General features: G+C 70.1%; 18 protein-coding genes. 11 read left to right on the top strand and 7 right to left on the bottom strand.

All coding sequences use genetic code 11. The annotated features are described in order from the left end of the window. Positions 1–30: 30 nt before the first annotated feature. On the bottom strand, positions 31–1,416 hold the full coding sequence (locus tag IG54_RS0125470) for an FG-GAP-like repeat-containing protein (RefSeq protein WP_030788932.1): 1,386 nt from the start codon (positions 1,414–1,416) through the stop codon (positions 31–33). Positions 1,417–1,561: 145 nt separating this feature from the next. Further along, positions 1,562–3,829 carry a (Fe-S)-binding protein gene (locus tag IG54_RS0125465; RefSeq protein WP_030788929.1) on the bottom strand — a complete coding sequence of 756 codons (2,268 nt, stop codon included), beginning with the start codon at positions 3,827–3,829 and terminating at the stop codon, positions 1,562–1,564. A gap of 348 nt (positions 3,830–4,177) precedes the next feature. On the opposite strand from IG54_RS0125465, the gene dnaK reads away from it, so the two are divergent. From dnaK to IG54_RS0125440, 5 genes are all read left to right on the top strand, one after another. Then, entirely contained in the window at positions 4,178–6,040 is a 1,863-nt protein-coding gene (gene dnaK / locus IG54_RS0125460) for a molecular chaperone DnaK (RefSeq protein WP_030788926.1), read from the top strand. Beyond that, positions 6,040–6,765: a nucleotide exchange factor GrpE gene (gene grpE, locus IG54_RS0125455; RefSeq protein WP_030788923.1), complete on the top strand. Its 726-nt coding sequence runs from the start codon at positions 6,040–6,042 to the stop codon at positions 6,763–6,765. Before dnaK ends, grpE begins: the two co-directional genes overlap by 1 nt. Before the next feature lie 33 nt (positions 6,766–6,798). Then, on the top strand, positions 6,799–7,992 hold the full coding sequence (dnaJ, locus tag IG54_RS0125450) for a molecular chaperone DnaJ (RefSeq protein WP_030788920.1): 1,194 nt from the start codon (positions 6,799–6,801) through the stop codon (positions 7,990–7,992). 1 nt (position 7,993) lies between these two features. Beyond that, a complete protein-coding gene (locus IG54_RS0125445) occupies positions 7,994–8,455 on the top strand; it encodes a heat shock protein transcriptional repressor HspR (RefSeq protein ID WP_030788917.1) in 462 nt (153 codons plus the stop codon). A gap of 122 nt (positions 8,456–8,577) precedes the next feature. Next, entirely contained in the window at positions 8,578–9,129 is a 552-nt protein-coding gene (locus IG54_RS0125440) for a hypothetical protein (RefSeq protein WP_051819924.1), read from the top strand. On the opposite strand, the gene IG54_RS0125435 is transcribed toward IG54_RS0125440, so the two are convergent. Continuing rightward, the gene (locus IG54_RS0125435) at positions 9,092–9,832 is read right to left on the bottom strand and encodes a helix-turn-helix domain-containing protein (RefSeq protein WP_078594478.1); all 741 of its coding nucleotides are present in this window, start codon (positions 9,830–9,832) and stop codon (positions 9,092–9,094) included. The genes IG54_RS0125440 and IG54_RS0125435 overlap by 38 nt on opposite strands. Before the next feature lie 23 nt (positions 9,833–9,855). After that, positions 9,856–10,863 (bottom strand): helix-turn-helix transcriptional regulator, encoded by a 1,008-nt coding sequence (locus IG54_RS0125430; RefSeq protein ID WP_420712281.1) that lies wholly within the window; start codon positions 10,861–10,863, stop codon positions 9,856–9,858. Between the two features lie 140 nt (positions 10,864–11,003). Between IG54_RS0125430 and IG54_RS42170 the strand changes: the two genes are divergently transcribed. Together IG54_RS42170 and IG54_RS0125420 are read left to right on the top strand one after the other, a co-directional pair. Then, entirely contained in the window at positions 11,004–11,156 is a 153-nt protein-coding gene (locus IG54_RS42170; RefSeq protein ID WP_167532708.1) for a hypothetical protein, read from the top strand. Beyond that, entirely contained in the window at positions 11,153–11,512 is a 360-nt protein-coding gene (locus IG54_RS0125420) for a hypothetical protein (RefSeq protein WP_078594475.1), read from the top strand. The genes IG54_RS42170 and IG54_RS0125420 overlap by 4 nt, the downstream gene beginning before the upstream one ends. Before the next feature lie 114 nt (positions 11,513–11,626). On the opposite strand, the gene IG54_RS0125415 is transcribed toward IG54_RS0125420, so the two are convergent. Then, entirely contained in the window at positions 11,627–12,007 is a 381-nt protein-coding gene (locus tag IG54_RS0125415) for a pyridoxamine 5'-phosphate oxidase family protein (RefSeq protein WP_037897672.1), read from the bottom strand. A gap of 148 nt (positions 12,008–12,155) precedes the next feature. On the opposite strand from IG54_RS0125415, the gene clpB reads away from it, so the two are divergent. Beyond that, on the top strand, positions 12,156–14,759 hold the full coding sequence (clpB, locus tag IG54_RS0125410) for an ATP-dependent chaperone ClpB (protein ID WP_030788899.1): 2,604 nt from the start codon (positions 12,156–12,158) through the stop codon (positions 14,757–14,759). Positions 14,760–15,011: 252 nt separating this feature from the next. Further along, entirely contained in the window at positions 15,012–15,560 is a 549-nt protein-coding gene (locus IG54_RS0125405; RefSeq protein WP_030788896.1) for a YbjN domain-containing protein, read from the top strand. Between the two features lie 72 nt (positions 15,561–15,632). Here the strand turns inward: IG54_RS0125405 and IG54_RS0125400 are convergent, their stop codons facing one another. Both IG54_RS0125400 and IG54_RS42580 read right to left on the bottom strand, forming a co-directional pair. Further along, positions 15,633–16,832 (bottom strand): pyridoxal phosphate-dependent aminotransferase, encoded by a 1,200-nt coding sequence (locus tag IG54_RS0125400; RefSeq protein WP_030788893.1) that lies wholly within the window; start codon positions 16,830–16,832, stop codon positions 15,633–15,635. A gap of 66 nt (positions 16,833–16,898) precedes the next feature. Then, positions 16,899–17,312, bottom strand: a complete 414-nt coding sequence (locus IG54_RS42580) for a hypothetical protein (RefSeq protein ID WP_199809589.1) — start codon at positions 17,310–17,312, stop codon at positions 16,899–16,901. 257 nt (positions 17,313–17,569) lie between these two features. On the opposite strand from IG54_RS42580, the gene IG54_RS0125390 reads away from it, so the two are divergent. Both IG54_RS0125390 and IG54_RS0125385 read left to right on the top strand, forming a co-directional pair. Further along, a complete protein-coding gene (locus IG54_RS0125390; RefSeq protein WP_030788886.1) occupies positions 17,570–18,094 on the top strand; it encodes a DUF2617 family protein in 525 nt (174 codons plus the stop codon). A 67-nt stretch (positions 18,095–18,161) separates the two neighbouring features. After that, positions 18,162–19,730, top strand: coding sequence for a polyamine aminopropyltransferase (locus IG54_RS0125385; protein ID WP_030788883.1), 1,569 nt, complete (start codon positions 18,162–18,164; stop codon positions 19,728–19,730). Positions 19,731–19,743: the final 13 nt, after the last annotated feature.

Genomic DNA, 19,743 nt, shown 5'->3' with positions numbered 1-19,743 from the left:
GAAGGCAAGTCGCCCCGCGGGCGGGGAAGGTCAACGCAGAGTGTGTCCGAAGCCCGCGTCCACGCCCCCGACGCCGAAGTCACTGCCGTTGAAGGAGGTGGCGTAGGACGAGGTCAGGCCGGTCGCCGTGCCGCGCAGGGACCATACGGCGCCGACGTCCCGGGTCGTGTCGATGTCCTCGCCGATGGCACCGGTGGCCAGGTCCGCCTTGCCGTTCTTGTTGATGTCCTTGAGGCGTACGGACGTACCGAAGTGGTCGCCCGGCTCCGCGACGCCCGGTACGCCCGAGGTCTCCTGGTGCCAGGACTTGCCCGAGGTGAAGTGCCCGCCGGAGGACTTCAGGAACGTCACGCTGCCCGCTCCCGCGACCGCGCCGACGGTCTCACCGGGGGCGCCGACCGCGAGGTCGGCCAGGCCGTCGCCGGTCACGTCGCCGGCGGAGACGGACGCGCCGAAGCCGTCGCCGGTCTCATCGGTGCCGGGGATGCCCGCGCTGTCCTGGTGGTACGTCGTCGGGGCGCTGAACTTCCGGTCACCGCCGAGGCGCACGGTGACCGAACCGCCCTTGCCGCCCCGGGCGTTGCCGGTGATCAGGTCGGCGTAGCCGTCGCCGTTGACGTCACCGGCGGTGGCCGCGTCGCGGGTGGCGGTGGGGTCGTCGCCCTCGCCGAGGATCTCGGCGTTGTAGCCGTAGTCGCCCGCGCCGCCGTGCATGTGGGCGGTCCAGGCGCCGCCGTCCGCGCGCTCGCCGTACAGGACGAGGCTGATGCCGTCCGCCTGCTTGAAGTTCCCGGCGACCATGCCGTCGAGGCGGGTGCCCTCGGGGATGAAGTCGACCTCCAGGCCGAGCGGGCGCTCGAATTCGTTCCCGTCGCTGTAGTACCACCAGTTGTCGCCGCTGACCACGGCGAGCTGCTGGCTTCCGTCGCCGTCGAAGTCGGTCCAGACGGTGGCCTCGCCGAAGCGGCCCGTGGTGTCGGCGGGGGAGGTCACGACGCGGCCGCCGTCGTGGAAGCCGTTCTTGCCGCCCCAGATGATGGTGACGGCGCCGGACGGCTTGCCGTCGACCTTCTCGCCGGGGGCGCCGACGACGAGGTCGGCGTAGCCGTCGCGGTTGACGTCGCCCGTGGTCACGTTCTCGCCGAACTCGTCCTCGGGCTCGGTCACGCCGGGCACCTGGCGGGAGTTCTGGGTGAGGGTCGTCGCCTGGTTGGAGGCGAGCCCGGCCGCCGAACCGAAGGTCACGGTGACGGAGTTGGTGCGCGGCGAGCCGATCGCGAGGTCGCGGTACCCGTCGCCGTTGAAGTCGTCCTTCCGCACGGATGCGGCGCTCGCCGAACCGGCCAGCGGCAGCGTCAGCCCCGTGGCGGCGAGGGCCGCGACGGTGGCGGTGACGGCGAGGTTTCGTACGCGCACGTGGTACTCCCGGAAGTGGGGGCCTTTGGATGGAGCTGGGCTTCCGGGTGTGTGACTCGCGAGGTGTACGAAGGGTTGTGCGAAGGGAAAGGCCGGCCCCGCCCAAAAAAGAGGGCGGAACCGGCCTTTCGCCGTACCAGGATGCCTACTTGACCGGCTCGGGCTCCGGCGTGTCCGCCGACTCCTCGTCGCCCGCCGGGTCGGCCGGTGTCTTCACGGAGTCGAGCAGCAGCTGCGCGACGTCGACGACCTGGAGCGATTCCTTCGCCTGGCCGTCGTTCTTCTTGCCGTTCACCGAGTCGGTGAGCATGACGAGGCAGAACGGGCAGGCGGTGGAGACGATGTCGGGGTTGAGGGACAGCGCCTCATCGACCCGCTCCGTGTTGATGCGCTTGCCGATCCGCTCCTCCATCCACATCCGGGCACCACCGGCACCGCAGCAGAAGCCGCGCTCCTTGTGGCGGTGCATCTCCTGCTGGCGCAGGCCGGGGACGGCGGACATGATCTCGCGCGGGGGCGTGTAGACCTTGTTGTGACGGCCCAGGTAGCAGGGGTCGTGATACGTGATCAGACCCTCGACCGGCGTCACCGGGATCAGCTTGCCCTCGTCGATGAGGTGCTGGAGCAGCTGGGTGTGGTGGATGACCTCGAAGTCGCCGCCGAGCTGCGGGTACTCGTTCGCGATGGTGTTGAAGCAGTGCGGGCAGGTCGCGACGATCTTCTTCGACGACTTGGGCTTCTTCGTCGCCGGGTCGTCGTCGTCCTCGCCGTACGCCATGTTCAGCATCGCGACGTTCTCCTGGCCGAGCTGCTGGAACAGCGGCTCGTTGCCCAGGCGGCGGGCGGAGTCACCGGTGCACTTCTCGTCGCCGCCCATGATCGCGAACTTGACGCCCGCGATGTGCAGCAGCTCGGCGAAGGCCTTGGTGGTCTTCTTGGCCCGGTCCTCCAGGGCGCCCGCGCAGCCGACCCAGTAGAGGTAGTCGACCTCGGTGAGGTCCTCGACGTCCTTGCCGACGATCGGGACCTCGAAGTCGACCTCCTTGGTCCACTCCACGCGCTGCTTCTTGGCGAGGCCCCAGGGGTTGCCCTTCTTCTCCAGGTTCTTGAGCATCGTGCCCGCCTCGGACGGGAACGCGCTCTCGATCATCACCTGGTAGCGGCGCATGTCGACGATGTGGTCGATGTGCTCGATGTCGACCGGGCACTGCTCGACGCAGGCGCCGCAGGTGGTGCAGGACCACAGGACGTCGGGGTCGATGACGCCGTTCTCTTCGAGGGTGCCGATGAGCGGACGCTCGGCCTCGGCGAGAGCGGCGGCGGGGACATCGGCGAGCTGCTCGGCCGACGCCTTCTCCTCGCCCTCCATGGTCTTGCCGCCGCCCGCGAGCAGGTACGGCGCCTTGGCGTGCGCGTGGTCGCGCAGCGACATGATGAGGAGCTTCGGCGAGAGCGGCTTGCCGGTGTTCCAGGCGGGGCACTGCGACTGGCAGCGCCCGCACTCGGTGCAGGTGGAGAAGTCCAGCAGGCCCTTCCAGGAGAACTGCTCGACCTGGGAGACGCCGAAGGTGTCGTCCTCGCCCGGGTCCTCCCAGTCGATGGGCTTGCCGCCGCTGGTCATGGGCTGGAGTTCGCCGAGGGTGGTGGAGCCGTCCGCGTCCCGCTTGAACCAGATGTTCGGGAAGGCGAGGAAGCGGTGCCAGGCGACGCCCATGTCGGTCTTCAGGGAGACCGTGATCATCCAGATGAACGACGTCGCGATCTTCACGCCCGCGAAGAAGTACGTGAGGTTCTGGAGGGTGGAGACGTCCAGGTCCTGGAGCGCCGAGACCAGCGGGTACGAGATGAAGAACGAGGCCTCGTAGCTGTCCACGTGGTGCTGGGCGCCCTCCAGGGCGTGCAGCGTGAAGATGCAGATGCCGACGATCAGGATGACGGTCTCGACGAAGTACGCCTGGCCGGTGTTGGACCCGGCGAAGCGGGACTTGCGGCCGGGCCTGCCGGGACGGTTCAGCTGCCGGATCACGATCAGCGTCACGATGCCGAGCACGGTCATCGTGCCGAGGAACTCGACGAAGACGTTGTACGGCGCCCACTCGCCGATGATCGGCAGCATCCAGTCGGCCTTGAACAGCTGGCCGATGGCGTTGACGATCGTCAGCAGCAGCGAGAAGAAGCCCACCGCCACGAACCAGTGCGCGACGCCGACGATGCCCCACCGGTTCATGCGCGTATGGCCGAGGAACTCCTTGACCACGGTGAGGGTGCGCTGGACGGGGTAGTCGGTCCGGGTTCCGGCGGGCACGGGCTGGCCGAGCCGCATGAACTGGTAGATCCGCACGATGGCACGGCCGAACAGCGCGACGCCGACCACGATTAGGACCAGCGACACGATGATCGCGGCGAGTTGCATTTGGGGGCTCCTCGGGCCTGCGAGGCGAACTATTACTAAGCGGTAACTTATGCAGTCCGTCTGAGACTACCCACTTACTCCGCCGCACTGTAGCCAGCAACCCGGTGATCTGCGTCGCTCAGGCAACCCTTGCCGAGTCGGTCGGGGTGGCGCCCCGAAGGGGCGCGGGGAACTGCGCGCGCAACCAAACGAGACTCGCAGCCGAATACGGAGCCCCCGGGAGGCCCGACTTGCGCGTAAGCCCGGGATAAGAGTTGAGCCTCCTTGACTCAGCTCTGTTGACTCCAGCGAAGCGCTCCTGCATGCTTGAGCCAGATCCACTCAAGAAGTACATCTGGAGGAACCGAAATGGCACGTGCGGTCGGCATCGACCTGGGCACGACTAACTCCGTCGTCAGCGTTCTCGAAGGCGGCGAGCCCACCGTCATCACCAACGCCGAAGGCGCCAGGACCACGCCGTCCGTCGTCGCCTTCGCGAAGAACGGCGAGGTGCTGGTCGGCGAGGTCGCCAAGCGCCAGGCGGTCACCAACGTGGACAGGACCATCCGGTCGGTCAAGCGCCACATGGGCACCGACTGGAAGGTGGACATCGACGACAAGGGGTTCAACCCCCAGCAGATCTCCGCGTTCATCCTCCAGAAGCTGAAGCGCGACGCCGAGGCGTACCTGGGCGAGAAGGTCGCCGACGCGGTCATCACCGTCCCGGCGTACTTCAACGACTCGGAGCGCCAGGCCACCAAGGAGGCCGGTGAGATCGCCGGTCTGAACGTGCTGCGTATTGTCAACGAGCCGACCGCCGCCGCCCTGGCCTACGGCCTCGACAAGGACGACCAGACCATTCTGGTCTTCGACCTCGGTGGCGGCACCTTCGACGTCTCGCTCCTCGAGATCGGCGACGGCGTCGTCGAGGTGAAGGCGACGAACGGCGACAACCACCTCGGTGGTGACGACTGGGACCAGCGCGTCGTCGACTACCTGGTCAAGCAGTTCAACAACGGCCACGGCGTGGACCTCTCCAAGGACAAGATGGCGCTCCAGCGCCTGCGCGAGGCGGCCGAGAAGGCCAAGATCGAGCTGTCCTCCTCCACGGAGACCACGATCAACCTCCCGTACATCACGGCCTCCGCCGAGGGCCCGCTGCACCTGGACGAGAAGCTCACGCGCGCCCAGTTCCAGCAGCTCACGTCCGACCTCCTGGAGCGCTGCAAGACGCCGTTCCACAACGTCATCAAGGACGCGGGCATCCAGCTCTCCGAGATCGACCACGTCGTTCTCGTCGGTGGCTCCACCCGCATGCCGGCCGTCGCCGAGCTGGTCAAGGAGCTGACCGGCGGCAAGGACGCCAACAAGGGCGTGAACCCGGACGAGGTCGTCGCCATCGGCGCCTCGCTCCAGGCCGGTGTCCTCAAGGGTGAGGTCAAGGACGTCCTGCTCCTCGACGTGACCCCGCTGTCGCTTGGTATCGAGACCAAGGGCGGCATCATGACGAAGCTCATCGAGCGCAACACGACCATCCCGACCAAGCGCTCCGAGATCTTCACGACGGCCGAGGACAACCAGCCGTCGGTGCAGATCCAGGTCTACCAGGGCGAGCGCGAGATCGCGGCGTACAACAAGAAGCTCGGCATGTTCGAGCTGACGGGCCTGCCCCCGGCCCCGCGCGGCGTCCCGCAGATCGAGGTCTCCTTCGACATCGACGCCAACGGCATCATGCACGTGACCGCGAAGGACCTCGGCACGGGCAAGGAGCAGAAGATGACCGTCACCGGCGGCTCCTCGCTGCCGAAGGACGAGGTCGACCGCATGCGCCAGGAGGCCGAGAAGTACGCGGACGAGGACCACGCCCGCCGCGAGGCCGCCGAGTCCCGCAACCAGGGCGAGCAGCTCGTCTACCAGACCGAGAAGTTCCTCAAGGACAACGAGGACAAGGTCCCCGGTGACGTCAAGACCGAGGTCGAGGAAGCCGTCACCGAGCTGAAGGAGAAGCTCAAGGGCGAGGACACGGCCGAGATCCGCACCGCCACCGAGAAGGTCGCCGCCGTCTCGCAGAAGCTGGGCCAGGCCATGTACGCCGACGCCCAGGGCGCGCAGGCGGCCGGCGCCGAGGGCGCGGCCCCCGGCGGCGAGCAGCCCAAGGAGGACGACGGGGTCGTCGACGCCGAGATCGTCGACGACGAGAAGCCCGGTGACGCGAAGGGCGGCGCTGCCTGATGACCGAGGAGACCCCGGGCTTCGGTGAGAACGCCGAGAAGCCTGACGTCCCCTCTGGCGCCACCCCTGATGACGCGGCGCCGAAGGCCGCCGAGCCCTCCACCGAGGAGGGCCCGGCGGCCCCGGCCGGGGACGCGGAAAGCAAGACGACGCCCGCCCAGGACGCGAGTGTCACGGGCCTGACCGCCCAGCTGGACCAGGCCCGCACCGCGCTCAACGAGCGCACGGCGGACCTCCAGCGGCTTCAGGCCGAGTACCAGAACTACCGCCGTCGCGTGGAGCGGGACAAGGTCGCGGTGAAGGAGATCGCCTCGGCGAACCTCCTCTCCGAGCTGCTCCCGACCCTCGACGACATCGGCCGCGCCCGTGAGCACGGCGAGCTGGTCGGCGGCTTCAAGTCGGTCGCCGAGGCGCTGGAGACCGTCGTCGCCAAGATGGGCCTCCAGCAGTTCGGCAAGGAGGGCGAGCCCTTCGACCCGACGATCCACGAGGCCCTGATGCACAGCTACGCCCCGGACGTCACCGAGACGACGTGCGTCGCGATCCTCCAGCCGGGGTATCGCATCGGCGAGCGCACCATCCGCCCCGCGCGGGTGGCCGTCGCCGAGCCGCAGCCGGGCGCGCAGCCGGTCAAGGGCGACGAATCCCCCGAGGGCACCGCGGGTCCCGCGGCCGCCGCGGAGGGCTCGGACGAGAAGGAGACCGGTGGCCCGGACGAGGGCTGACGGCTACGACATGAGTGAGGAGGGACGTCGAGGATGAGCACCAAGGACTTCATCGAGAAGGACTACTACAAGGTCCTCGGCGTCCCCAAGGACGCCACCGAGGCCGAGATCAAGAAGGCGTACCGGAAGCTCGCCCGCGAGAACCACCCGGACGCCAACACGGGCAATGCCAAGGCGGAGGAGCGCTTCAAGGAGATCTCCGAGGCGAATGACATCCTCGGGGACCCCAAGAAGCGCAAGGAGTACGACGAAGCGCGTGCTCTCTTCGGCAACGGCGGATTCCGGCAGGGCCCCGGAGGCGGCGGCGGTTCGTTCAACTTCGACCTGGGCGACCTCTTCGGAGGCGGCGCCCCGGGTGGCGGTGGAGCGGCCGGCGGCGGCTTCGGGGGCGGCCTCGGTGACGTCTTCGGGGGCCTGTTCAACCGCGGCGGCGCGGGTGCCGGTTCCGGCACGCGTACGCAGCCGAGGCGCGGCCAGGACATCGAGTCCGAGGTCACGCTGAGCTTCACGGAGGCGGTGGACGGCGCGACGGTGCCGCTCCGCATGTCCTCCCAGGCCGCCTGCAAGGCCTGTTCCGGCACCGGCGACAAGAACGGCACGCCGCGCGTGTGCCCGACCTGCGTCGGCACGGGCCAGGTCTCGCGCGGCGGCGGTGGCGGTTTCTCGCTGACCGACCCGTGCGTCGACTGCAAGGGCCGGGGCCTCATCGCCCAGGACCCGTGCGAGGTCTGCGCCGGTTCGGGACGCGCGAAGTCGTCCCGCACCATGCAGGTGCGGATCCCCGCGGGGGTGAGCGACGGCCAGCGGATCAGGCTCCGCGGCAAGGGCGCGCCCGGCGAGCGGGGCGGCCCGGCCGGTGACCTCTACGTGGTGGTGCACGTCGACACCCACCCGGTCTTCGGCCGCAAGGGCGACAACCTCACGGTCACGGTGCCGGTGACGTACCCGGAGGCGGCACTGGGCGGCGAGGTCAAGGTGCCGACCCTGGGCGGACCCGCCGTCACCCTCAAGCTGCCCGCGGGCACCCCCAACGGCCGTACGATGCGGGCCCGCGGCAAGGGCGCGGTCCGCAAGGACGGCACCAGGGGCGACCTGCTCGTGACGGTGGAGGTGTCGGTCCCGGCATCCCTGTCGGACGAGGCGAGGGAAGCCCTGGAGTCCTACCGCGAGGCGACCGCGGGCGACGACCCGCGCGCAGAGTTGTTCCAGGCCGCGAAGGGAGCATGAGATGGACGGCCGTCGTCGACAGTCCGGTTTCAGTAGCGCGTACCAACTCACCGATGAGACGCCGGTGTACGTCATCTCGGTGGCCGCCCAGCTGAGCGGCCTCCACCCGCAGACCCTGCGCCAGTACGACCGCCTGGGTCTGGTCTCCCCGGACCGCACCGCGGGCCGCGGCCGCCGCTACTCCGCCCGCGACATCGAACTGCTGCGCACCGTGCAGCAGTTGTCGCAGGAGGAGGGCATCAACCTCGCCGGCATCAAGCGCATCATCGAGCTGGAGAACCAGGTCGCCGCGCTCCAGTCGCGCGTCGCGGAGCTGTCCGCGGCCGTGGAGGGAGCCGCCGCCGCCATGCAGCAACGTGAAGCGGCGGTGCACGCCTCGTACCGCCGCGACCTCGTCCCCTACCAGGACGTGCAGCAGGCGAGCGCGCTGGTGGTCTGGCGTCCCAAGAGGGCGACGGAGTAGCTCGGCGATCTCTGTGCGGGACGCCCGTCGGGGCCGGGAGGTGGGAACCTCCCGGCCCCGACGCGCGTTGCGTCTGACGACCTGAAGTGATTGTCGGTACTGGGGGAAGTGGGTAGTTCGGCATGGCCATGGTGGGACTGTTCTGGATAGCCGAGGGCGATGTGTACGTGGGAGCGAAGCCGTCCGGCCTCGCTCCGGGGGTGCGCCTGACCCCGGAGGGCGTGGTGGCTCTCGGTGACAAGCAGGACGAGTTCTGGCCATGGGAGGACGTGCGTTCCCTGATGGTCGACGACGTGCCGGTGAAGTCCCTCAAGCGCCATCTGGGCGCGGCCGTCGACATGGTCCTGACGGTCGGCTTGGGCGGTACGGACGGGGCTCCCACGATGACGGTCCGCGTGAGCGGCCCCGACGGCGCCGACGACACGGAACTGACGGCGTACACGGCAGCGGCGGTCGGCTACTCCCCCGCGGAGTACGACCTCTCCCGAGCCCTCCTGACCCGCCTCACGGAGGGCGCGGGCACGCTCCTGACGACGCTGGCGGCGATGGCGGAGTGGGGGCGGCGGCACGAGGGCGGCTCGCCGCGGGCGGCCGCGCGGGAGGCGCTGCTGCGGGAGTGGCTGGCGGTGGCGGGCGCTACTGAGCGCGGTCGAGAAGACCTGACTGACCGATGAGGTAGCCGAGCTGGGCGCGGCTCTCGCTGCCGAGGGTGGCGGCGAGTTTGGCTATGTGGACCCGGGCGGTGCGGATGTTCATGCCGAGGCGGTCGGCTATCTCGGCGTCGGTGAGGCCTTCGACGAGGAGGGCCGCTATGGCGCGCTGGCGGGGCGTGACACCGCCTTCCGAGACCTGCGGGGCGGCCTGGGGCCACATGGGGGTGGCCAGGCGCCACAGCCGCCAGAAGGTGGTGGCGAAGTACTCGACGAGGGCCGGTTGGCGCACTTCCAAGGCGATGCTGCGGTCCCTGCTCGCCGGGATGAACGCGACGGTCCGGTCGAAGACGAAGAGGCGGTCGGTCACCTCGTCCAGGGTGCGGGCCTCGGCGTCGCCGTCGAGCTGCTCGAAGTAGGCGAGTACGGGCAGGGAGTGGCGCGTCGTGTGCTGGTAGAGGGTCCGCATCCGGCAGCCCCGGCCGAGCAGGGCCTGGTCCCTGGGGAAGGCCTCGGCCAGCGTCTCGGGCGGGCGGGTGCCGCCGGGCTGGATGGCGAGGAACTCCTCCGTGACGTCGTTCATGGCCTGGTCGATGGCCGAGTTGATGCGGTCGAGACCGTCGAGGACGGCGACCGCGGGGGCGTCCCTGGGGGTGTTCGCGGAGGTGGCCGCGGGGGTGTCCGTGGCGGAGGGCAACCGCGCTTCGCGTGCGCGTCGGCCTGCCATACGGGCTCCCTCCTGCTCCGCGCTCACTGCGTGCGGTTCTGGTCCAGGATCCCCGACTGGGCGATGAGGTAGCCGAGTTGGGCGCGGCTTCCGCTGCCGAGGGCCGCGGCGATCTTGGCGATATGGGCGCGGCAGGTGCGGACGTTCATGCCGAGGCGGCGGGCGATGGCCTCGTCGACGTGGCCTTCGATGAGCAGCTTGGCGATGGAGCGCTGGACGCCGGTTATCCCGTCGGTGGAGGGGGCGTACGGCACCTCGTCGAGGAGCGGGGTCGCCCGGCTCCACTCGTGTTCGAAGACCTTGGCGAGGTACTCGACGATGCCGGGGTGGCGCAGTTCCAGCGCGACTTGGCGGTCCTCGCGGGCCGGGATGAGCGCGACCGTGCGGTCGAAGATCATCAGCCGGTCGATCAGCTCTTCCAGGGTCCTGATCTGGACATTGCCCTTCGCCATGCGCGCCGCGTACGCGAGGGTCCCCTGGCTGTGTCTGACGGTGTGCTGGTAGAGGGTGCGCATCGTGATGCCGCGTTCGAGAACGGTCTGGCCGCGTTGCAACGCCACGGTGAGCGAGTCCTCGCTGCGACCGCCGCCCGGCTGAGCGGTGAGTATCTCGAAACGGCATTCGGCCGTGGCCCGTTCGATGGCGGCGTCGATGTGCCCGTTGTTCTCCAGCACGGTGATCGAATGGCCGCCCGTCGGCTCGCTCCGGGCCGTGATGGACATAAATGGCTCGAAGATGTCGGTGAGCTGTACGGCGAGTCGCCGCCGGTCCTGGATTTCCCGTTCGATGGGGTTGAGGCGCTGGGCCAGCGCGGCGGACGGGGGAACCGGCCGGAGCCAGTCGACGTCGTCGGGGTCGGGGCGCAGCAGGCTGGACTCGAGGAGGCAGGGCGCGTTCTCAGCCTCCGAACGCGCCAGGCGACCGTTGCTCAGCGCGCTGGCGTAAAGCCTTGAACCCTCGTCGCAAAGTGGAGTCGAGGGGTGAGGATGTGTCGGTTTAGCGTGTGTTGTGAGCAAATCTCCACCCCCCAGGGTCCTGAACGTGCAGGAACATGATGCATCCACCCTGTGGCTTTGACGTGCTCGATTGAGACATCGTCTTGTTGGGCCGGGGGAGACGAACCTACCAAGTGAGGACGAAGCCGATCATGTTTAAGCGCATGCTTCGCTCGGTGCTTGTCACCACCTTCTCCGTCGGGCTGGGCCTGGGCGCGGTGACCACGCTGGATCTCTCCTGGAACAGCGAGCCGGCCGGCCGGTCTTCGGTATCCGCGCCGGAGTCGGATCTGTCCTGGCATGGTCTGCCGAAGGGTGGCGAGGCATGAGCACCCCTCCTGACGACCGCACCTTCCGCCGGGAAATGGCCACGGCCTACCGCTCCGGGTGGCACTTCATCGATCTCGTGACCGCGATCCCCCATCGCGGCGACTCGCTGATGGTGACCCTGCTCGGCGAGCCGATCGTCGTCACGCGTGACGACGAGGAGGAGATCCGGGCCTACCGGTGCCTGCGGCGGCCGCGGGGCGCGCCGCAGCCGGTGCGGTGTGCCGTGCGGTACGGCATGGTCTTCGTCAATCTCGACCGGCGCGACCACCAGCTCGTCGGAGAGCAGGAGCAGCAGGACCCCGGGGCGATGACGAGCGCCCCGGACAGCATCACAGCCACCCCCCGCAGTGCCTGACGCGATTCCCCCGTCGTTGTAAATCGCGCAGGTGCTTCCCCCAGCAGCGGCGCCACCGTGGACCTGAACACGGTGGCGCCGCTGTGGTGTGTGCGGGAGGAGATAGGGGCGCTGTCACGCCTTCCCCATGGTCCGCGTCACCTCGATCTCGATCAGGACGCGGTCCGGGTTCGGCGAGGGGCGCCGCCCGTAGCGGGCCTCGTAGTGCAGCTCCGCCGCCTCGATCTCCGCCGGTTCCGTCCTGATCGTCGCGATCCCCTCCAGCGTGGCCCAGCGCCGGCCCTCGAACTGGCAGACCGCCACCCGCGCTCCCGGGCCGTCCGCGACGCCCGTCGCCGCGAGGATGTGGACGACCTTCCGGCTCGTCTTCCGCGCGAGGACGCGGGCGATCCCGGCCTCCGGGTCGTAGGTCACGCCGACCGGGACCACGTGCGGGGTGCCGTCCGGGCGCAGGGTGGTCAAGGTGCACAGGTGCCGTTCACGCCAGAAGCTCATGGGTACGGAACTTAGCCGCCCCGTCTCCCCATCATCCCCTTGAGTGGAATAGACTCAACTTTGTGTACGTTGACTTAGTCAGCATGAGTGGTGGGACGCCCGGTGGGCGGCCGCCAGTGGTGGGAAGCCGTAAGGAGGACATGCGCACGTGGACGCAGAGCTGACCAACAGGAGCCGGGCCGCGATCAACGCGGCAGGCGACCGGGCCGTACAGGACGGGCACCCGGATCTGACCCCCGCGCATCTGCTGCTTGCGCTGCTTGAGGGTGAGGAGAACGAGAACATCACCGACCTCCTCGCCGCCGTCGACGCCGATCAGGCGGCCGTGCGCGCGGACGCCGAGCGGGTGCTCGCGGCGCTGCCCAGCGTGACCGGGTCCACCGTCGCGCCGCCGCAGCCCAACCGCGAACTGCTCGCCGTCATCAATGACGCCGACCGGCGCGCGAAGGAGCTGGGTGACGAGTACCTCTCCACCGAGCACCTGCTCATCGGCATCGCCGCCAAGGGCGGCCGGGCCGGGGAGGCGCTCGCCGGTCACGGGGCCACGGACAAGAAACTGCTCAACGCATTCGAGACGACAAGGGGAGGGCGCCGGGTGACCACACCCGACCCCGAGGGTCAGTACAAGGCGCTGGAGAAATTCGGCACCGACTTCACCGCCGCGGCCCGCGAAGGACGGCTCGACCCCGTCATCGGGCGGGACCAGGAGATCCGGCGGGTCGTCCAGGTGCTCTCCCGGCGTACGAAGAACAATCCCGTGCTCATCGGAGAGCCGGGCGTCGGCAAGACCGCCGTCGTGGAGGGCCTCGCGCAGCGGATCGTGAAGGGCGACGTCCCGGAGTCGCTGAAGAACAAGCGGCTCGTCTCCCTCGACCTCGGCGCGATGGTCGCGGGCGCGAAGTACCGCGGCGAGTTCGAGGAGCGGCTCAAGACCGTCCTATCCGAGATCAAGGAGAGCGACGGGCAGATCATCACGTTCATCGACGAGCTGCACACCGTCGTGGGCGCGGGCGCCGGCGGCGACTCCGCCATGGACGCGGGCAACATGCTCAAGCCCATGCTCGCCCGCGGTGAGCTGCGCATGGTCGGCGCCACCACCCTGGACGAGTACCGCGAGCGGATCGAGAAGGACCCCGCCCTGGAGCGCCGCTTCCAGCAGGTGCTCGTCGCCGAGCCGTCCGTCGAGGACTCCATCGCGATCCTGCGCGGCCTCAAGGGGCGCTACGAGGCTCATCACAAGGTCCAGATCGCGGACAGCGCGCTGGTGGCGGCCGCCACGCTCTCCGACCGGTACATCACCTCCCGCTTCCTGCCGGACAAGGCCATCGACCTCGTCGACGAGGCCGCTTCCCGGCTGCGCATGGAGATCGACTCCTCGCCCGTCGAGATCGACGAACTCCAGCGCGCCGTCGACCGGCTGAAGATGGAGGAGCTGGCGCTCAGCAAGGAGACCGACCCGGCGAGCAAGCAGCGTCTGGACAAGCTGCGGCGCGACCTCGCCGACAAGGAGGAGGAGCTGCGCGGCCTCACCGCCCGCTGGGAGAAGGAGAAGCAGTCCCTCAACCGCGTCGGTGAGCTGAAGGAGAAGCTCGACGAACTGCGCGGCCAGGCCGAACGCGCCCAGCGGGACGGCGACTTCGACACCGCGTCCAAGCTGCTCTACGGCGAGATCCCGACCCTGGAGCGCGACCTCGAAGCCGCCTCCGAGGCCGAGGAGGAGGCCGTTCAGTCCAAGGACACCATGGTCAAGGAGGAGGTCGGCCCCGACGACATCGCCGACGTGGTGGGCGCCTGGACCGGCATCCCCGCCGGGCGCCTCCTCGAAGGCGAGACGCAGAAGCTGCTGCGCATGGAGGACGAGCTGGGCAAGCGGCTCATCGGCCAGGGCGAGGCCGTGCGCGCCGTCTCCGACGCGGTGCGCCGCACCCGCGCCGGGATCGCCGACCCCGACCGCCCGACCGGCTCCTTCCTCTTCCTCGGCCCCACGGGCGTCGGCAAGACCGAGCTGGCCAAGGCCCTCGCGGACTTCCTCTTCGACGACGAGCGGGCCATGGTCCGCATCGACATGAGCGAGTACGGCGAGAAGCACAGCGTCGCCCGGCTCGTCGGCGCCCCTCCCGGCTACGTCGGGTACGAGGAGGGCGGCCAGCTCACCGAGGCGGTGCGGCGACGCCCGTACTCCGTCGTACTCCTCGACGAGGTCGAGAAGGCGCACCCGGAGGTCTTCGACGTCCTGCTCCAGGTCCTCGACGACGGGCGCCTCACCGACGGGCAGGGCCGGACGGTGGACTTCCGCAACACCATCCTGGTCCTCACCTCCAACCTCGGCAGCCAGTACCTGGTCGAGCCGCTCACCTCCGAGGAGGAGAAGAAGCAGCAGGTCCTCGAAGTGGTCCGGGCCTCCTTCAAGCCGGAGTTCCTCAACCGCCTCGACGACCTGGTCGTCTTCTCCGCGCTCACCAAGGACGAGCTGGCGCGCATCGCCAAGCTCCAGATCGACCGCCTCGCCAAGCGGCTCGCCGAGCGGCGCCTCACGCTGGACGTCACTCCCGAGGCGCTGGACTGGCTGGCCCTGGAGGGCAACGACCCGGCGTACGGCGCGCGGCCCCTGCGGCGCCTCATCCAGACGGCCATCGGCGATCGCCTCGCCAAGGAGATCCTTGCGGGTGAGGTGACGGACGGTGACACGGTCCGCGTGGACCGCGTGGGCGACGGCCTCCTCGTGGGCCCCGCGACCGGGAAGTCCTTGTAACGGCTTCCCGTCTGCCGGGTGGCGGTTGTCCGCCGACCGCGGGGGATCGTCGGTTGCTCGCGCAGTTCCCCGCGCCCCTACGGGGCACGACCCCGTCAGGAGCGCCCCGTCAGGGGCGCGGGGAACTGCGCGAGGACGGACCACGGCCCGCGGTCGGCCGACGGCGGAAACCGGGCAGACGCTGTGCCGGGGTTGCGATTAGGGCCCCCTTCTGGGAGAGGATGGCGGAATCCGTACGAAGGGACTACGCACGTGAGCATCGACCCGTCCTCGATTCCGAATTTCGGGGGACAGCCCGAACCGCCGCAGGGCGCAGGACCGGCGGGCCCCGTCGTCCCCGACCAGGACCTGGTCAAGCAGCTCCTGGACCAGATGGAGCTCAAGCACGTCGTCGACGACGAGGGTGACCTCGCGGCGCCGTGGGAGGAGTTCCGTACGTACTTCATGTTCCGCGGCGAGGACGACCAGCAGGTCTTCTCGGTGCGGACGTTCTACGACCGGCCCCACCAGATCGAGCAGAAGCAGCAGCTCCTGGAGTCGATCGACGACTGGAACCGCCGCACGCTGTGGCCGAAGGTCTACAGCCACACGCACGACGACGGCACGGTCCGCCTCATCGGCGAGGCCCAGATGCTGATCGGCACCGGAGTCTCCCTGGAGCACTTCGTGTCCTCGACCGTCAGCTGGGTGCGCGCCGCGATCGAGTTCGACCGCTGGCTCGTCGAGCAGCTGGGCCTGGAGTCCGAGGTGGACTCCGCCGAGGGCGAGGCCGGCGAGAAGCAGGGCGACGACGAGGCCTGAGGGTCCGTACGCGCGCGAGAGCCCGGCCGGGGATGACACCCCGGCCGGGCTCTCGGCGTACCGGCGGCGGCCTCAGCCCGCCAGTGTCTTGAGGCGGGCCGCCGCCTCCTCAAGGACCGACGTCCGCTTGCAGAAGGCGAAGCGGACGAAGGGCGCGCCCGCCTCCCGGTGGTCGTAGAAGACCGCGTTCGGGATGGCGACGACACCGGCCCGCTCGGGCAGCGCGCGGCAGAACGCGAAGCCGTCGGTCTCCCCCAGCGGGCGGATGTCGGTCGTCACGAAGTACGTGCCGGCCGGCCGGTAGACATCGAAGCCCGCCGCCGTCAGACCCTCGCTGAGCAGGTCCCGCTTGGCCCGCATGTCCGCGCGGAAGTCGGCGAAGAAGGAGCCGGGCAGGGCCAGCGCCTCCGCGATCGCGTACTGGAAGGGGCCCGAGGAGACGTACGTGAGGAACTGCTTCGCCGAGCGGACCGCGGCGACCAGCTCCGGTGTGGACGTCAGCCAGCCGACCTTCCAGCCCGTGAACGAGAACGTCTTGCCCGCGGACCCGATGGTGACCGTGCGCTCGCGCATACCGGGGAAGGAGGCGAGCGGGATGTGCTCGGCGTCGTCGAAGACGAGGTGTTCGTAGACCTCGTCGGTGACGACGAGCAGGTCGTGCTCGACGGCCAGCTTCGCGATCTCCGTCAGCTCGGCGCGGGTGAGGACCGTGCCGGTGGGGTTGTGCGGGGTGTTGATGAGGAGCAGCCGGGTGCGTGGCGTGATCGCGTCGCGCAGCTCGTCCAGGTCCAGGCGGAAGCGGCCGTCCGAGGGGCGCAGGGTGACCGGGACGCGCGCGCCGCCCGCCAGCGCGATCGAGGCGGCGTACGAGTCGTAGTAGGGCTCCAGCGCGATGACCTCGTCGCCCGGTTCGACGAGGGCGAGCAGGGACGCCGCGATCGCCTCGGTCGCGCCCGCCGTCACGAGGACCTCGCGGTCGGGGTCGTAGGCGAGGGCGTAGCGGGCGAGTTGGTGCTCGGCGATCGCCGTGCGCAGCTCGGGGACGCCGGGGCCCGGCGGGTACTGGTTGCCGCGGCCGTCGCGCAGCGCGCGCACCGCGGCCTCGCGGACGGACTCGGGGCCGTCCGTGTCGGGGAAGCCCTGGCCCAGGTTGATCGCGCCCGTCGACACCGCGAGCGCGGACATCTCGGCGAAGATCGTCGTACCGAACTCGGCGAGGCGGCGGTTGAGCAGCGGGCGCCCGCTCGCGGAAGTGGAGGTCATGGCGGCCATCCTCCGTCGAACCTCTGGAGTTCCTCAACTCTGCTTTGGGCCGTCCCGCAGGGGGGCATCCCCCTGTCACGCAAGCAGCGGGGCCCACGGGGGGACCGCGCTTCGGGGGAACGGAAGGAGCGTGGTGGTCATGTTCGTGGCCTTCATCTTCGCCGCGGTGATCATCTTTGCCGTGGTCGCGGCGGCCAATGTCTCGTACGGCCGCAGGAGCCACCGTGGGGGCCGGCGCTCGGGCACCGCCTCCACCGCGGCGGGCGGCGGCAGTTGGTGGGCCGGGGGCGGCGACAGCGGCGGCGGTTCCTCGTGCGGGGGCAGCTCCTCGTGCGGCAGCAGCTCCTCGTGCGGGAGCAGCAGCTCCTCGTGCGGGGGCGGGGGCGGATGCGGCGGAGGCAGCTGACACGGGGCAGCTGGTCCACCGATTCCAGTGAGCGCCCGGCGGGAGACAACTCCCGCCGGGCGCTCCGACGTTGATTGCGGCATTGAACAGTTGAACTGTGGAGCCCCCAGGGGGATGGAAACCCTACGAAGTTGGGTAAAAACGCAGTGGCACTGTCGCCGACCATGATTCCCTCTTAACCGCCAGTACCGCCCTCGGACGTCCGTCACGGGTTTGGCAGGCCGAAGTCTGGAGACCTGCACGTGACGTGCTCGTGGGCACGAGCCGGTATTCCGACCGCCCGGTGCCCGTATCCGGGCGCGTCGGCCCCACCTCCATTGCGTGTTAGCGGAGCCGACCCATGCTCACGACCCTGAAGACTGTCTATACCGACACGCGCGCCGCGGACCTCGCCTGGGCCCTGGGGCGCGAGCCGTTGCCGGCGCTGGCCACCCTCGATGTGGAACTGGCCGACGCGAAGATGCAGTTGAGACTCCTCGGCGCCTCGCACCAGGTGCTGCTGGAGGAGGAGCAGGGCAGCTGTTCCGAGACCGTGGCCTGTATCCCCGGCAGCAGCACACCGCTCCCACTGGGCGTCTCCAAGCGGGTGGGTGACTGGGAGTACGAGTTCGCCGCGCGCGTGGAGACGCTGTCGCGCGGCCGGTTCGCGGGCCGCGCCCAGGAGTTGCTCGCACTGGTGACCGAGCACCCGCATGGTCTCGCCGGGGTCTTCCCGGGCAGCCCGTACGCCTTCACGGCCCTGCTGGCGCAGCGGCACGAGGGCTCGGTGATGTGGCGTACGTGGCACGCGTATCCGCAGGACGGCCAGCTGGTCGCCACGCGGACCCGGGTGGGCGTGCGGATGCCGCTTCCGGCGGCGCTGTGAGGGGCGCCTTCGATGTGCACCCATTTGGGGGACCCGGTGTGAGCATGCGGTGACGTAGCGTGCTGGGGTGCTCGAGTCATCGGTGCGGTTGCCGGTCTCGCCCCGGGCAGGACGGTTCCTCGTTCTGGCGGGCGTGTTCGTCTGCGCTGCCTGCGGACTCGTCTACGAACTGGAACTCGTCGCCCTCGCCGCGTACTTGATCGGCGACTCCGTCACCCAGGCCTCCGTCGTGCTCTCGGTGATGGTCTTCGCCATGGGCATCGGGTCCCTGCTCGCCAAGCGGCTGCGCCGCCGCGCCGCCCTCTGGTTCGGCGTCGTCGAGGCGGCGCTCGCGCTGGTCGGCGGGTGCAGCGCCATGGCGTTGTACGCGGCCTTCGCGTGGACCGGTGACCACGGCGAGGTCTGGGCGGGCGGCTCCCGCTCCCTCCTGGTCGCGTTCTCGCTGGCCATCGGAGTCCTCATCGGCGCCGAGGTGCCGCTCCTGATGGTGCTCATCCAGCGCATCCGGCGGCAGGACGCCGGGGGCGCCGTCGCCGACCTGTTCGCCGCCGACTACGTGGGCGCGCTGGTCGGCGGCCTCGCCTTCCCCTTCCTGCTGTTGCCGATGTTCGGGCAGCTCACGGGCGCCCTGTTCACCGGCGCCGTGAACGCCCTCGCGGGCGGCGCGCTCGTCCTCGGCCTGTTCGGGCGGGACCTGAGCACGCGCGGCCGCTGGGTGCTGGTCGGCGCGAACATCACCGTGCTGGCCGTGCTCGCCTCGGCGGCCGTGCTCGTCGACGACTTCGAGCGGGCCGCGCGGCGTGCGGTGTACGGCGCGGACGTGCGCGTCGCCGTCCAGACCGACGTACAGGAAGTCGTCCTCACCGGAGGCCGGCGCCGCTCCCTCGACCTCTTCCTCGACGGACGCCTGCGCATCAGCGGACGCGACGAGCACCGCTACCACCGGGGGCTCGTCCGCCCGGCGATGCGGGGCCCCCACGCGCGCGTGCTCGTCCTCGGCGGTGGCGACGGCCTCGCCGCGCGCGAGGTGCTGCGCCACCCGGGGGTGCGCCGCGTCGACGTCGTCGAGCTGGACGCGGGCGTCGTCGCGCTGGCCCGGCACGACCCGGCCCTGAGCGAGCTGAACGGCCACGCCTACCGCGACCGCCGGGTGCGGGTGGCGCACGCCGAGGCGTTCCACTGGCTGCGCTCGGCCCGCGAGCGGTACGACGTGGTGATCTCCGATCTGCCGGACCCCGGCATCACCGCGAGCGCGAAGCTGTACTCCCAGGAGTTCTACGGCCTCGCCACCCGCGTCCTCGCCCCCGGTGGCCGGCTCGCCGTGCACGCGGGCCCCGTGTCGGTCCGGCCGCGGGCCTTCTGGACGGTGGAGGCGACGCTGCGCGCGGCGGGCCTGAAGACCGTGCCGTACCGCGTGGGCGGGCGCCGGTCCGGGTTCGCCGCCGGACCCGACCGCACCTCCCAGGGGGCGCGGGCGCCCCGCGACTGGGGGTTCGTGCTGGCCTCGCGGGCGCGTCCCGTGCTGCTGCCCGCGGCCGGTTCCGAGGTGGTGCGCGCGGGGATGCGCTCGGCCGAGCCGACCAGGGTGGCGGGGCTGCCGGCGTCGACCCTGGTGCATCCGCGTTACGCGAACTGACGTACACGGTCGA

Source organism: Streptomyces sp. NRRL S-920 (assembly GCF_000717945.1).
Classification (GTDB): domain Bacteria; phylum Actinomycetota; class Actinomycetes; order Streptomycetales; family Streptomycetaceae; genus Streptomyces; species Streptomyces alboniger.
Note: the sequence above shows the minus strand (reverse complement) of the source record. Positions and strands in the feature narration are given on the sequence as shown.

Excerpts from the sequence above, each read along its gene's own strand:
- IG54_RS0125465 (WP_030788929.1), bottom strand. The coding sequence starts at position 3,829 with ATGCAACTCGCCGCGATCATCGTGTCGCTGGTCCTAATCGTGGTCGGC.
- dnaK (WP_030788926.1), top strand. The coding sequence starts at position 4,178 with ATGGCACGTGCGGTCGGCATCGACCTGGGCACGACTAACTCCGTCGTC.
- grpE (WP_030788923.1), top strand. The coding sequence starts at position 6,040 with ATGACCGAGGAGACCCCGGGCTTCGGTGAGAACGCCGAGAAGCCTGAC.
- dnaJ (WP_030788920.1), top strand. The coding sequence starts at position 6,799 with ATGAGCACCAAGGACTTCATCGAGAAGGACTACTACAAGGTCCTCGGC.
- IG54_RS0125445 (WP_030788917.1), top strand. The coding sequence starts at position 7,994 with ATGGACGGCCGTCGTCGACAGTCCGGTTTCAGTAGCGCGTACCAACTC.
- IG54_RS0125440 (WP_051819924.1), top strand. The coding sequence starts at position 8,578 with ATGGCCATGGTGGGACTGTTCTGGATAGCCGAGGGCGATGTGTACGTG.
- IG54_RS0125435 (WP_078594478.1), bottom strand. The coding sequence starts at position 9,832 with ATGGCAGGCCGACGCGCACGCGAAGCGCGGTTGCCCTCCGCCACGGAC.
- IG54_RS0125420 (WP_078594475.1), top strand. The coding sequence starts at position 11,153 with ATGAGCACCCCTCCTGACGACCGCACCTTCCGCCGGGAAATGGCCACG.
- IG54_RS0125415 (WP_037897672.1), bottom strand. The coding sequence starts at position 12,007 with ATGAGCTTCTGGCGTGAACGGCACCTGTGCACCTTGACCACCCTGCGC.
- IG54_RS0125400 (WP_030788893.1), bottom strand. The coding sequence starts at position 16,832 with ATGGCCGCCATGACCTCCACTTCCGCGAGCGGGCGCCCGCTGCTCAAC.
- IG54_RS42580 (WP_199809589.1), bottom strand. The coding sequence starts at position 17,312 with ATGCCGCAATCAACGTCGGAGCGCCCGGCGGGAGTTGTCTCCCGCCGG.
- IG54_RS0125390 (WP_030788886.1), top strand. The coding sequence starts at position 17,570 with ATGCTCACGACCCTGAAGACTGTCTATACCGACACGCGCGCCGCGGAC.